The 13307-nt window shown below is 64.3% G+C and carries 9 protein-coding genes; 3 read left to right on the forward strand and 6 right to left on the reverse strand.

Annotated features, from left to right (window positions below):
• Positions 1 to 12: 12 nt before the first annotated feature.
• Positions 13 to 468: an Lrp/AsnC family transcriptional regulator gene (locus AQZ50_RS10205; RefSeq protein WP_231730218.1), complete on the reverse strand. Its 456-nt coding sequence runs from the start codon at positions 466 to 468 to the stop codon at positions 13 to 15.
• A 113-nt stretch (positions 469 to 581) separates the two neighbouring features.
• Between AQZ50_RS10205 and putA the strand changes: the two genes are divergently transcribed.
• The 3 genes from putA (at position 582) to AQZ50_RS10220 (ending at position 6144) form a co-directional block, all read left to right on the forward strand.
• Complete coding sequence (putA, locus tag AQZ50_RS10210) at positions 582 to 4190, forward strand: trifunctional transcriptional regulator/proline dehydrogenase/L-glutamate gamma-semialdehyde dehydrogenase (RefSeq protein ID WP_067746130.1); 3609 nt, start codon at positions 582 to 584, stop codon at positions 4188 to 4190.
• A 101-nt stretch (positions 4191 to 4291) separates the two neighbouring features.
• A complete protein-coding gene (locus AQZ50_RS10215; protein ID WP_067746132.1) occupies positions 4292 to 4915 on the forward strand; it encodes a cysteine dioxygenase family protein in 624 nt (207 codons plus the stop codon).
• Positions 4912 to 6144 (forward strand): rhodanese-like domain-containing protein, encoded by a 1233-nt coding sequence (locus AQZ50_RS10220; RefSeq protein ID WP_067746135.1) that lies wholly within the window; start codon positions 4912 to 4914, stop codon positions 6142 to 6144. Before AQZ50_RS10215 ends, AQZ50_RS10220 begins: the two co-directional genes overlap by 4 nt.
• A gap of 65 nt (positions 6145 to 6209) precedes the next feature.
• On the opposite strand, the gene AQZ50_RS10225 is transcribed toward AQZ50_RS10220, so the two are convergent.
• From AQZ50_RS10225 to AQZ50_RS10245, 5 genes are all read right to left on the reverse strand, one after another.
• Positions 6210 to 7154 carry an aspartyl/asparaginyl beta-hydroxylase domain-containing protein gene (locus tag AQZ50_RS10225; protein WP_067746136.1) on the reverse strand — a complete coding sequence of 315 codons (945 nt, stop codon included), beginning with the start codon at positions 7152 to 7154 and terminating at the stop codon, positions 6210 to 6212.
• Positions 7155 to 7157: 3 nt separating this feature from the next.
• On the reverse strand, positions 7158 to 9077 hold the full coding sequence (locus AQZ50_RS10230) for a tetratricopeptide repeat-containing sulfotransferase family protein (RefSeq protein WP_067746138.1): 1920 nt from the start codon (positions 9075 to 9077) through the stop codon (positions 7158 to 7160).
• Positions 9074 to 9694: an aspartyl/asparaginyl beta-hydroxylase domain-containing protein gene (locus tag AQZ50_RS10235; protein WP_067746140.1), complete on the reverse strand. Its 621-nt coding sequence runs from the start codon at positions 9692 to 9694 to the stop codon at positions 9074 to 9076. Before AQZ50_RS10235 ends, AQZ50_RS10230 begins: the two co-directional genes overlap by 4 nt.
• Positions 9691 to 10329 carry a sulfotransferase family 2 domain-containing protein gene (locus AQZ50_RS10240; protein ID WP_067746142.1) on the reverse strand — a complete coding sequence of 213 codons (639 nt, stop codon included), beginning with the start codon at positions 10327 to 10329 and terminating at the stop codon, positions 9691 to 9693. The genes AQZ50_RS10235 and AQZ50_RS10240 overlap by 4 nt, the downstream gene beginning before the upstream one ends.
• A gap of 62 nt (positions 10330 to 10391) precedes the next feature.
• Positions 10392 to 13232 carry a TonB-dependent receptor gene (locus AQZ50_RS10245; RefSeq protein WP_067746144.1) on the reverse strand — a complete coding sequence of 947 codons (2841 nt, stop codon included), beginning with the start codon at positions 13230 to 13232 and terminating at the stop codon, positions 10392 to 10394.
• Positions 13233 to 13307 lie beyond the last annotated feature (75 nt).

Raw genomic sequence — 13307 nt, forward strand, 5'->3', positions numbered from 1 at the left:
ATTCGCAGCGCGTCAGCGGGCGGATTCGCGCACGGTTTCCATCGCGACGAAGGTCGACGTGCTGGCGACATGCGGCAGGCTCGATATTTTCTCGCCAAGCACCCAGCGATAGCGGCGAATGTCGGCTGTGCGGACCTTGAGCAGGTAATCGAAACTGCTCGCGATCATGTGGCATTCCTCGACTTCGGGAATGAGCCGCACCGCCGCATTGAATTCGCCGAGCGCCGCCTCGCGCGTGTCGGACAGCTTCACCTCGGTAAAGGCGACATGATCGAGCCCGACTTTCGCGGGATCGACGATCGCGCGAAATCCGACGATGACCCCGCTGTCGACCAGCCGCCGGACACGCTGCTGGCACGGCGTCTTTGACAATCCGACCTTGTGCGCAAGCTCGGTGAACGTGATCCGGCCATCCTTGCGCAGAGTATCGAGGATTTTTCGGTCAAAATCATCCAAATCGACTGCCATCACCGTCATACCCATCATGATTGGCTTTTTATCGCCGATAAAAAAGTCGTTATAGGCATATTCTACGGCATATGAAGTCGGATTGCCGCCAAGGCCTGGATTATGCTGACACCATGATCGAACAGCCCGCCTTCTCCGCATTCGCGCCGCCCATCCGCCCGTCATCACCGCTCCGCCGGGCGATCACCGCCGCATATCGGCGTGACGAGCGCGATTGTCTGGCGCCCTTGCTCGAAGCGGCAACGCTCGACGCGGCGACAAAGGCCGCCGTGCGCGAGACAGCGCAAAGGCTGGTGCAGACGCTGCGCACCGATCACAAAGGCACCGGCGTCGAAGGCCTGGTTCAGGAATATTCGCTTTCAAGCGAAGAGGGCGTGGCGCTGATGTGCCTTGCCGAAGCGCTGCTGCGCATTCCCGACGTGGCCACCCGCGATGCGCTGATCCGCGACAAGATCGCCCAGGGCGACTGGGGCGCACATCTTGGCGGCGGCAGGTCGCTGTTCGTCAATGCGGCAACCTGGGGCCTGGTCGTTACCGGCAAGCTGATCGGCAGCGTTGACGATCGGGGCCTTGGCGCCGCGCTCACACGCCTTGTCGCCCGTGCCGGAGAGCCGGTGATCCGGCGCGGCGTCGATTTCGCCATGCGCATGATGGGCGAACAATTCGTCACGGGCGAGACCATCGCCGAGGCGCTGAAGCGCGCCCAGCGGCTGGAGGCAAAGGGCTTTCGCTACAGCTATGACATGCTCGGCGAGGCTGCCGCGACGCGGAGCGATGCCGAGCGCTATTATGGCGATTACGAACGCGCCATCCATGCCATCGGCACCGCCTCGAACGGGCGCGGCGTTTATGCGGGGCCCGGCATTTCGATCAAGCTGTCGGCGCTTCATCCGCGCTATGGCCGCGCTCAGGCCGATCGTGTCATGGGCGAATTGCTGCCGCAGTTACGCAAGCTGGCGCTTCTGGCAAAGGGCCATGCCATCGGCTTCAACATCGATGCCGAAGAGGCCGACCGGCTCGAACTTTCGCTCGATCTGCTGGAAAGTCTTGCGCTCGATCCCGAGCTTTCCGGTTGGGACGGTCTCGGCTTCGTCGTGCAGGGCTATGGCAAGCGTTGCCCGACCGTGATCGACTGGATCATCGATCTCGCTCGCCGCGCAGAGCGGCGGATCATGGTCCGGCTGGTCAAGGGCGCCTATTGGGATGCGGAAATCAAGCGCGCGCAGGTCGACGGGCTGGCGGACTTTCCCGTCTATACGCGCAAGGTCCATACCGACGTCGCCTATATTGCCTGCGCGCGAAAACTGCTGGCTGCGCCCGACGCCGTCTTCGCGCAATTTGCCACGCACAACGCGCAGACCCTGGCTACCATCCATCATCTCGCCGGACCCGATTTCGCAGTCGGCAAGTATGAATTCCAGTGCCTGCACGGCATGGGCGAGCCGCTTTACGAGCAGGTCGTCGGCAAGGAAAATCTCGATCGCCCCTGCCGCATCTATGCCCCGGTCGGCACGCATGAAACGCTGCTCGCCTATCTCGTCCGCAGGCTTCTGGAAAACGGCGCAAACACGTCTTTCGTCAATCGCATCGCCGATCCGTCGGTGCCGATCGACGCGATGATCGTCGATCCTGTCGATCAGGTGCGCGCCATGCCGCATCCCGGCGCACGGCACGACCGGATCGCCTTGCCGTCCGCGCTGTACCCCGATCGCCGCAATTCGGACGGCATCGACCTGAGCGACGAAACCGCGCTCGCCACGCTGGGCCAGGCCTTGCGGGAAAGCGCGGCGATGCCATGGACGGCAGCTCCCGCCTCGGGCGCCGGGACAAAGCGGCCGGTGCGCAATCCCGCCGATCATCGCGACATCGTCGGTATCGTTGCCGAGGCTTCCCCCGAGCAGGCGACCGCCGCCGTCGCGCATGCCGCGACCTCTGCGTGGCGCACCTTTGCGGTTGCCGATCGTGCCGCGATGCTCGACCGCGCCGCCGATGCGATGCAGGCGCGCATGCCGATCCTGCTTGGCCTGATTGTGCGCGAAGCCGGCAAGTCGCTGCCCAATGCCATTGGCGAAGTCCGCGAAGCGATCGACTTCCTGCGTTATTATGCCGCGCAGGCTCGAGCGACGTTCGGCGTCGATCAGGCGCCGCTGGGCCCGATCGTGTGCATCAGCCCGTGGAACTTCCCGCTCGCCATCTTTACCGGCCAGATCGCGGCGGCGCTGGTCGCTGGCAACCCGGTGCTGGCCAAGCCCGCCGAGGAAACGCCGCTGATCGCCGCCGAAGCCGTGCGGCTCTTGCACGAGGCAGGCATTCCCGCCGATGCGCTTCAGTTGATGCCGGGCGATGGCGCGATCGGCGCGGCGCTGGTGGCGGCCCGCGAAACCGCCGGGGTGATGTTCACCGGGTCGACCGATGTCGCGCGGCTGATCCAGCGTCAGCTATCGACGCGCCTGTCGCCATCCGGCAACCCGATCGTGCTGATCGCCGAAACCGGCGGGCAGAACGCGATGATCGTGGATTCCTCGGCGCTTGCCGAACAGGTCGTTGCCGATGTCATCGCCTCCGCCTTCGACAGCGCCGGGCAGCGCTGCTCCGCCTTGCGGATCCTCTGCCTGCAAGAAGAGATTGCGGAGCGGACGTTGACGATGCTCAAGGGTGCGCTGAAGGAATTGCGCATCGGGCGCACCGACTCGCTCAAGGTCGACATCGGCCCGGTCATCAGCGCCGAAGCCAAAACGACGATCGAAACGCATTGCACCGCCATGCGCAAACGCGGCGCGCCGATCGAGCAGCAGCCCCTTCCCGCCGAAGCGATCAACGGCACATTCGTCGCGCCCACGATCATCGAAATCAACGACATCGCCGAGCTGAAGCACGAAGTGTTTGGCCCGGTGCTGCACGTCGTGCGCTATCGCCGCGACCGGCTCGATGCGCTGATCGATGCGATCAACGCGACCGGCTATGGACTGACCTTCGGCCTTCACACCCGGCTCGATGGAACGGTCGCGCATGTCACGTCACGAGTGAAGGCCGGCAATCTTTATGTGAACCGCAATGTGATCGGCGCCGTCGTCGGCGTGCAGCCCTTCGGCGGGCGCGGCCTGTCCGGCACCGGACCAAAGGCGGGCGGTCCACTCTATCTCGGGCGACTGGTCGCACAGGCCCCGGCATTCGCCGCCCGCGCCGACCATCCCGACGCGGCCATCCATGATTTTGCCGATTGGCTCGAAACCTGCGGCGAAACGGCAAGTGCCGCACTGGCGCGGCGCTATGCCGTAGCCTCTGCGCTCGGCGCAACGATCGCGCTTCCCGGCCCGGTCGGCGAAAGCAACCTCTATGCGCTTCATCCGCGCGGCCCGATCCTGATGGTCCCGGCCACCCGCGCGGGCCTGCTTGAACAGATGGCTGCGGTCCTCGCCACCGGCAATCGCGGCCATGTCGAAACGATGCCGCTTCCCGACGATCTGCCCGCGACGGTCGCCGCTGCCTTTTGTGCGCCGATGACCGGGCCCTATGCCGCCGCTCTGGTCGAGGGTGATGCCACGATCGTCCGGCAAACCGTCGCCCGCGTGGCAGACATGCCCGGCCCGATCGTCCCGGTCCATGCCGCGCAGGCGGACCTGCCGCTCGCCTATCCCTGCGCATGGCTGCTCGAAGAAGTATCGACATCGATCAACACGACGGCGGCGGGCGGGAATGCCAGCCTGATGATGATCGGATAAATTGTCCGCCTCCACCGCTGCGTCTGCGGCACAAGCCGCTTGACATCCGGGGCGGTGCAGTCGCCTCATCCGGCGCGATACCCTTCCCCCATGGAGGCCGCATGACCACGATTCCCGCCGAAACGCTCGACAGGCCGGTCGACATGACCCGCTTGCGCACGTTTGTCACCGGCCTCGCCGACGTGCTCGCCGCCACCGACGACGAAGCCGAAATCCTGCAATCGGGGTCAAAACTGCTCGCCCGGCTGGTCGCCCACGACGACTGGTTGCCCGACGCTTTTGCCGTGCCCCACCCCGACCGCTATCAGCAATACCTGCTCCATTGCGACAGCCGCGAGCGGTTCTCCATTGTCTCGTTCGTGTGGGGCCCGGGCCAGGGCACGCCGATCCACGATCATCGCGTCTGGGGCCTGATCGGCATGTTGCGCGGGCGCGAACAGGCGCAGCGCTATGATCGCGCGCCCGACGGCAGCCTGCACAGCCATGGCACCGTCGACACGCTGAGCCCCGGCGATGTCGAAGCGGTCAGCCCGCGCATCGGCGACATTCATCGCGTGTGGAATGCGCTGCCCGATGCCCCGTCGATCTCGATCCACGTCTATGGCGGCAATATCGGCGCGGTCGAGCGCGCGACCTTTGCCCCCGACGGCACGCCCAAACGCTTCATCTCGGGCTATGCCAATACGCTGATCCCCAACCTCTGGGACAAGTCGACAAAAGCATGACCGTCTCCCCGCACCAGATCCGCAACGCGCTGATCGCGCGTGACGAAATCGCGCTGATCGACTTGCGCGAAGAATCCGCCTTTGCGCTGGGCCACCCGCTGTTTGCCGCGCAGATCCCGCTGCGGCGCCTCGACATCGAAGCGCCCTGGCGCCTGCCCCGGCGCGCCGTGCCCTTGGTGCTCTATGACAATGGCGAAGGGCTGGTCGCGCCCGCGATCGAACGGCTGGGCACACTCGGTTTCAGCGAAGTCCACGCGCTCGAAGGCGGGCTGGACGGCTGGCGCGCGGCGGGCTTCGAGCTGTTCGAAGACGTCAATTCCTATTCCAAGGCCTTTGGCGAGCTGGTCGAACATCAACGCCACACGCCCTCGCTGCCCGCGCCCGATGTTCAGGCGCTGATCGAGGAAAAGGCCGACATCGCCATTCTCGACGCGCGGCGGTTTGACGAATACGCGACGATGTCGATCCCCGGCGGGGTCAGCACGCCCGGCGCCGAACTCGTGCTGCGCGCGCGCGAAGTGGCGCCCGATCCCGATACCACGATCATCGTCAATTGCGCGGGGCGCACGCGCTCGATCATCGGCGCGCAATCGCTGGTCAATGCCGGATTGCCCAATCGCGTCTATGCCTTGCGCAATGGCACGATCGGCTGGACTCTGGCCGGGCAAAGCCTTGAAACGGGGCAGCAACGCCGCGCGCCCGAGCCGCAGGGCGCAAGCGTCGACGAAGCCCGCGCCCGTGCCCGCGCGGTGTCGTATCGCGCGGGGGTGCGCCATATCGACTGGGACGAACTGGCCTGGCTGCGCGCGCAAACGGGCCGCACGCTCTATCACTACGACGTGCGCCTGCCCGAAATTTACGCGGCAGGCCATCTGCCGGGATTCCGCGCCGCGCAAGGCGGACAACTGGTGCAGGAAACCGATCACAACGCCCCCGTTCGGGGCGCGCGCATCGTGCTGTCCGACGATCTCGGCCCGCGCGCCGACATGACCGCCTCATGGCTGGCCCAGCTCGGCTGGGAGGTGCTGGTGCTCGACTGGCCGTCGCATGTCGCGCTCGAAACCGGCCCGGACGGCGCGCCGCCGCCGCGCGGGCCCGAAGGCCGCTACAAACGCCCCTACGAAGGCACCGACAACGCCGCCGCCGCGATGCAGGCCTATCTCGACTGGGAATACCGCCTCGTCGAACAGCTCCGCCGCGACGGCACCCATGGCTTTACCGTGATCTGATCCCCGCCTCGCCGTCGCGCGCGCGCCGTCTGTCGCCACGCGTTGCGGTGTAAGATCGCACACCGTCAGGCCTGGTCTGCGAGCAAATGATCGAGCACACGCTTTTCCAGCACCAACAGGGCGCTGGCCCGGTTGGTGCGCATGACGACCCCTTGGGCAAGCGCCTGCGCATTGGCGCGCACCGCATCGGCAAGCCGAGCGAATTCCGCGCGCGCCCGTCCGTCGGTGCCGTGCAGCGCGCAAAGCTGGCGCCAGTCCTGCACGAAGCTTTCGAGCATCATGCCGAACCGCGCGGCGCGCATCCCGGTTTCGGCCCTGTCGTCGGCAGCCGACAGTTCCGCGCGCATGTCGCCAACCAGCAGCTCCACTTCGGCGGCAGGCATCACCGGCGCGCGCTGGTCGCATTCGGTGAGCAGGTGCGGGTTTGCTGCGGGGTTCCAGGGGACCATCGGCCATTGCGCGCGCGGCGGCGTCTGTCCGCAGGCGAAATGCCAGAAAGCCGCCGTGCCGGCCGTATCCGCAACCAGATGGATGCGCGCTGCGCTGGCCGGATTTTCCACGTGATGCGGGCGCCAGTTATCAAAGATCCATGCGTCTCCGGCGGCCATGTGTACCGATTCCCCGTCGCAGTGAAAGCGCACTTCGGGCCGGGTGAAAATCGGAATGTGCAGCCGCACCCGCTTGTGCCAATGATGATTGATATCGGCGTGAAGCGGAACCCCGACCCCCGGCGCCAGGCGCATCAGCCGCGATCGGCTCCAGACCACGCCAAAGCCCGCCAGCACCTGACACATGTACGGCATCGCGACGAGCCAGCGCGTCGGCAGCATCTGCCCGTGATGGGTGTCGGTTTCGGCACCATCGACAGTGATCAGGCGCGCCGCGCTATTGCCGGAAACGCCATCGGGATGCGCCGCCCATGCCTCGTCCGGCAACGCCGCGACTTCGGCCTGCAGACGCGCCGCGTCGAAAAGCACGGGCAACTGGTAAAACGGGCGAGGCAACCGCATCGATCACATCCTGTAGCGGGTCAGGACATCGCCCAGCCTGTCGCGAAGCGGTGCCAGCCATTCGGCATAGCGCTGCCATTGCGTCAGGCCATCCCGGCCGATGGGCCGGCGCACTTGTTCGGAACTGGGCGTGCGCACGCTGCGCCGGGTTTCGTGAAATCGCAGGCATGCGGGATCGAAGGCCAATCCGCAATGCGCCAGGATGCGCCGCACATTCGCGTCAAGATCCTCGATCACATCTTCGTAATGCACGGTCAGCACCCGCCCCGGCAGGACCGCGTTCCAGTGCTGCATGCAATCGAGATAGGCGCGGTAATGGCGGGCCATGTCGTCGATGCCATAAGTAAATTCCTGATTGGTCGTGCCGAACAACTGCTTGAGATTGCTGAAACAGCACGCCATCGGTTCGCGCCGCACATCGATGATGATCGATTGCGGCAGGATCAGGTGGATAAGGCCGATGTGCCAGAAATTGTTCGGCATCTTGTCGATGAACAGGGGCCGACCCAGGCGGCGGTAGGCGCGCGTTTCGGCGAGGAACCGCGCGCCGAGCGCCCGGGCCTGTGATGGCGACATCTGCAACACCGCCTCCGGGTGCAGCGGCAGGCCGCATGCTTCATCCAGACCGCACAGTTCCCCGGCATAGTGCCCGATTTCGGTCAGTTCCTGCGTGCCTTCCACCAGCGGGTGCGAGGCGAGGATCTGTTCGATCAGGGTCGAGCCCGAGCGCGGCAGGCCCAGGATGAAGATCGGCGCCGGATCGGCGATTCCCCAGCCGTCGCGTGCGGCGAAAGACTGCGTGGTGAAAGTCTGTTTCAGCCGCTGCACGCAGGCTTCCGCGTCGTCCGGGCGATAGCGGCTGGTGCTGCGGCGAAGCGCATTGCCGCGCGCATAATCGCGCCACGAAGCCGCATGATCGCCCCGATCCTCCAGCGCCTTGCCGAGCGCAAAGCACAGATAGATACGATCCATGTCCTGCACGTCGCCCCCGGATTGCGCGTCGCGCATCCGGGCGATGTCATCGTCGGTAAAGCGATAGGTCTTGAGATTGGCAAGGCTGAACCAGGCCACCCCATAACCGGGCCGCGCATCAAGCGCCGCGCGATAGTCGGCGATGGACTCCTGCGGCCTGCCCTCGACTTTCAGCGCGTTGCCCCGCCACAGGCGCAATTCGGCGATTTCCGTATCGGATTCGCACGGACCGGCGAGCAGCCCGGCATAGAGATCGATCACGGCATCATAATCGCCAAGACCGACGCAGGCCGCGCCATATTGCTTGCGATAGGCCCGGTTTTCCGGATCATGTCGCAACAGGATATCGGCCTCCTGCCGCGCGCGCAGATGCTTTTGCCGCTGCAACAGCACCATCGCATAATCGAGACGCGCCGCATGATAGTCCGGCGCGAGGCCGAGCGCCGTTTCCAGCAAGGCCTCCGCCTCGTCGGGCGCATCGCTCTCGCTGCAAATTCGCGCCAGCAGGCGCAGCGCGCCGACATTGGCGCCATCCTTGCGCAAATAGTCCCGGATAACGCCCTCTGCCAGCGACAGGTCGCCATCGGCATAGAGGCTGTTTGCCACCACCACTTCGGCGGGGAGTTGTTTCAGCGCCGCCCAATTCCGGGCCGCCGCCGCCGCCTGAGCGCTATCGCCCAGCATGCGGCAAAGCTGTTCGAGCATGTCCCAGGCGGCCGGCAAAGTCGGGTTCAGGCGCACCGCCTCATGCAGCGCGTCAAGCGCAGCGGGCGCATCGCCGAGCGCGATGTGGCAATGGCCAAGCTCGTGATAGAGGCGGCTGAACCGGGGATATTGCCCCTGCAACCGCGCAAGCGCCGCCAGCGCGTCGGGAATGCGGCGACCGATGCGCAGATCCCGTGCCTCTTGCAACAAGGCCTCGCGCCAGGCGTAAGCGTCGGACGCCGTCACCGCGCAGCACCGGCGCGCAATAACGGCTCCAGCCACTGCGGGTCCGGCTGGTCGGCGTCGTAGTATTCGAAGATCAGATGGATCCGGTCGGTTTCGCCCGGATTGCGCACCCAGTGCGGGCCAAGGTTGTCGACCTCCACCGCCTCGCCGATGGGAAAATGGTGGTGGCTCCCGCCGAAAAAGCACACCACTTCGGGATTGGTCACCACCGGCACGTGAATCTTGTGCGGCCACTTCGCGGCGGGGTTGGCATCGATATGCGGGTGAATGATCCCGCCCGGCGCCATCCTCGCCAGCATCACGCGCGGAAAAACCCCGCGCGCATAGCCAAAGCCGCGCACCGCCTGCGCCAGCACCGGCTCCAGCACGCCGCGCCAGCCCGGCCAGGCTGTGCGATCGTGCGAACGGCGCCAGTCAAGCGGGCTGTCGATGAAGCGAAAGACGATGTGCCGGGTCGCGTCCAGCACATCGAACTTGTTGGGTTTGGCGGCATTTTCCGCGTCCCACACGTCCTGCGGGATCGCCATGACGGCTGTGGTCAGGGCCGTCATCTCGACCGGCCCGAGCCTGCGGACCGATGTCGTCTTGCGCGGATTGGCGACAGGGGCAAAGGTCATGGCGTACCTTCGAACGCATAACCGAACAGATCGAGATCGACGGCATAGCGCGCCGCAACGCCGTCGATCAGATCCCGATCGTAATAGCGGCGATAATCATCGCGGTTTGTGCCATTCACGCGGGCCAGCGGGCGCGAGGGAATGCCGATACGCGCGCAGATGGCATCATAGGACGCCTGCATGTCCTCGACCCGGCCAATTGCATCGGTCAGCAAGGTCTTGCCGTCCCGATCGAGCAGCAGCGAGGCCTGGGACTGAAACAGGATGTGCCCTTCCGGCGGATCGCGAAACAGAAAGTGGCGCATGACTTCGCGCGGCTGTTGCTGAAACAGGTCATTGCCGCGCAGCATAAACGCACAATATGACACAAACCGGTCAAACGGATTGCGCACAAAAGCAAATTTGAAAAAGCTGCCGAACGCATCCTCGCCGAGACAGGGGCGCACCTGACCCAGCGACAGGTGCCCATGCTGGACAGCCGCAAGATCGGCCCACGGGAAACGCCGGTTCACGAACAGCCCGACTTGTTCGACATCGTCATCGCCCATGTGCTCGCGCAGGGCCTGCCGCACCGAATGCGTGCCGGTCTTGGGCACGGCGGCAAAGATGAAGCGGTGTCGGTGGGATACGATCATGAAAGGGCACCATACCGAAAAAGCCCCCCTCCGCCGGAGGGGGGCTGCCTGTGCGGCGGATGTCAGAACTTGTAGCTGAACCCGGCCAGATACGTCGCGCCACTTTGCGTCTGGTTGTACAGATAGCGGTGCTGGCTCCAGAACTGGGTGTTGGTCTGGTTGGTCAGGTTGACCGCATCCAGCGTCAGCTGGAATTTGGGCGTGATGTTCACAAAGGCTGCGGCGTCGATATACGTCGATGCGAAATAGCCCTGCGTGCCCGCGCTCATCGGGTCCGTATTGTGCCCGGTGTAATAAGCGCTGCGGTGGTTCAACGAAGCGCGCAGGCCCCAGACCTTGGTTTCGTAATAGAGCGTGGCGTTGAAGCTGGTCGGCGAAATGCCGGTCAGCGCCTGATCGGCATGGACATAAGTGAAGTTGCCAATCGCACCCAGCTTGTCGAACGGCTTGGGCAGGAAGGTAAACTGCGCCTGCGCCGCCAGCTCGACCCCGGTCACGGTCTTGGTGCCGGGTTGATTGGTCGGCTCGTCAAATTCATAGACATTCGTGTTGGCGTTGGCCCCCTTGATCGATCCGTAGGGAACTCCGGTCTGACTGAAGGGAATATTGTAAACTGGCACCGTGTCAAAGAAGTTGGTGATCCATTTCTGGAAAACGCCTGCGGACAGCAGCCCGATCTTGCCGAAATAGTATTCGACCGAAAGATCGAGCGTGTTGTCCTTGTACGGCTTCAGCCCGGGATTTCCGCGTGAAACGGTGATCTTGGCATCGGGTGCCACCGTGCCGTCGTTGTTGTATTTGTCGGCTGATGCCGTGCCCTGCGCGGCGAGCGAAGTCAGCCCCGGACGGTTGAGGTTCTGCGTGGCGGCAAACCGCACCAGCACTTCCGGCGTCAGCTCGACCACAGCGTTCAGCGCGGGCAGAACGCCCGTATAGTGGCCTTTGACGTCGGCCGTGCCCAGATAGGCATAGCTGTTGCCCTGAACCCAGCCCTGGCTGCGGGTATCGGTATGATAGCCGCGCAGGCCCAGGTTGCCGCGGAAATGCTTGCCGAACAGCGTGCCGTCCCAGTCGAGCTGGGCATAGCCGGAGAATGTGCCCTCGGTGGTGGTAAACACCTGCTCGATGTCCTGGATCGCACCGCCCGTGCCGTCTGCCTTGGGCCCAAGCCGGTGATATTCGTTGAACTTGGCAAAGGTCTTGTCGAAATCGCCGACCAGCCATGAACCCACGCTGTTGGTATAGACGTCGGTGAGACCGACCGCCGAAGTGCCGCGCATCTCGCCGTTGGTGCCATTGACGTTGCCGTCGTAGTAATAGTTCGCACCGCTCTGCGAAAAGCGGTGGTAGGCCGCCCCCGCGCGCACGGTAAACACCGGGTCGATCTTGTAATGCAGATTGACCACGCCCTCGAACAGCTTCGATTCGTTCCAGAACGAACGGTAGTAGAAATCATCCATCGTATAGTTCGACGGGTCGGTCAGGTTCGTGCCGGGATAGCTGAACGAGGCCGACTGGCCATTCGCCCCATAGTTGGCCACAAGATTGCCCTTGGCGCGCATATAGAGCTTGTCGTCATAGGGGGTGTCATACTTCGACGTTTCCACGCCGATATGCCCGTCCACCTTGAACCGATCCGAAGCGTCCCACTTGTAAGTGAGCGCGCCCTGATTGAAGTTGTTCTTGTTGAGCTCGCGGCGATGTTCGCTGCCAAAGGTGACATTGCTGACGTCGGACGAGGTGACGTAGCCGTTGTTGTCGTATGTGAGAGCGTTTACGACCGATGAGGTCTGATACGCTGCGGGCCAGCCCTCGCCCGCCGGAGCATCCAGCGTGGTCGACCCCGGACCGCTGATCGGCCGCGTGGCAAAATGATACTCGTCGCGGTGGGTGGTGAACTGACTGTGCAGCAGATCAAGCGTCAGCAGCAGATTGTCTGCCGGGCGCCATTGCACGGCGCCGGTCAGACCCAGCCGCTCCTGCCGGGCATCCCACGAAGACAGGCGGTTGCCGTCAGCGAAATAGAGATCGCCCGACAGGAACTTGGCCTGCTCTGCAGATGACAGATGCGAGATGTCGAGACCGCCAGCAACCAGGCTCTGCATATCCGACGCACCGGGATTCGTATAGTTGTAGGTATCGTGGCCCTGCTCGGTTGTCCGGCGCTTGCTGTATGTGGCCGATACCGAGATGCCGAACGTGTTGTTCCAGTTCTGGCTGAACAGCCCGACAAGGCGCGGCTGCGCGTCCTTGGTATATTGGTTGGTGCCCAGCTTGCCCGAGACCGTGGCCTTTGTGCCAAGGCCGTAATCGAACGGCTTGCCGGTGAACAGGCCGACCGTGCCGGCCATGCCGCCCTCGTTCTGGGCCGCCTGATAGGTCTTTTCGACTTCCGCGCGGGAGAACAGTTCCGAAGCGAAGATGTTGAAATCGAACGAACGGTCACGGCTGCGCTGGCCACGGCTGTCCTGCGCGGAATCGACATTGCCCAGCACTTCCATGCCGTTGAGCTGCACACGGGCGAAATCCGAGCCGAGGCCGCGCAGCGAAATGCGACGGCCTTCGCCCGCCTCGCGCGTGATCTGCACGCCCGGCAGACGTTGCAGCGATTCGGCCAGGTTCAGTTCCGGGAACTTCGCCATGTCTTCGGCGACGATCACATCGACCTGAATGTTCGCGATCTTCTTGAGGCGACGCGCCTCTTCCAGCGAATGCCGAAAGCCGGTTACCACCACCTCTTCAGCCGCCGGATCGGCGGCGGGCTGACCCGAGGCCGGTTCGGCCGGAGCCTGCTGCGCACTGGCAACAGCAGGAAGCGCGGCAGCAACCAACGCGGCAACGGTAGACAGCAATATGGTCTTGGTACTCTGGCATTTTGCCAGAACGGGATCTTGGGATTTCATGATGGCCCCCGCCAGTTGGTATGGACCAGACCGGTTAAGCAGGCTGCGGCGACATCTCTGTGACAGTTTGATCAA

Source organism: Novosphingobium sp. Fuku2-ISO-50 (assembly GCF_001519055.1).
GTDB lineage: Bacteria > Pseudomonadota > Alphaproteobacteria > Sphingomonadales > Sphingomonadaceae > Novosphingobium.

Coding starts and splice junctions, on each gene's coding strand:
- AQZ50_RS10220 (WP_067746135.1), top strand. CDS start 4,912: ATGACCGTCTCCCCGCACCAGATCCGCAACGCGCTGATCGCGCGTGAC.
- AQZ50_RS10235 (WP_067746140.1), bottom strand. CDS start 9,694: ATGACCTTTGCCCCTGTCGCCAATCCGCGCAAGACGACATCGGTCCGC.
- putA (WP_067746130.1), top strand. CDS start 582: ATGATCGAACAGCCCGCCTTCTCCGCATTCGCGCCGCCCATCCGCCCG.
- AQZ50_RS10215 (WP_067746132.1), top strand. CDS start 4,292: ATGACCACGATTCCCGCCGAAACGCTCGACAGGCCGGTCGACATGACC.
- AQZ50_RS10240 (WP_067746142.1), bottom strand. CDS start 10,329: ATGATCGTATCCCACCGACACCGCTTCATCTTTGCCGCCGTGCCCAAG.
- AQZ50_RS10225 (WP_067746136.1), bottom strand. CDS start 7,154: ATGCGGTTGCCTCGCCCGTTTTACCAGTTGCCCGTGCTTTTCGACGCG.
- AQZ50_RS10205 (WP_231730218.1), bottom strand. CDS start 468: ATGGCAGTCGATTTGGATGATTTTGACCGAAAAATCCTCGATACTCTG.
- AQZ50_RS10245 (WP_067746144.1), bottom strand. CDS start 13,232: ATGAAATCCCAAGATCCCGTTCTGGCAAAATGCCAGAGTACCAAGACC.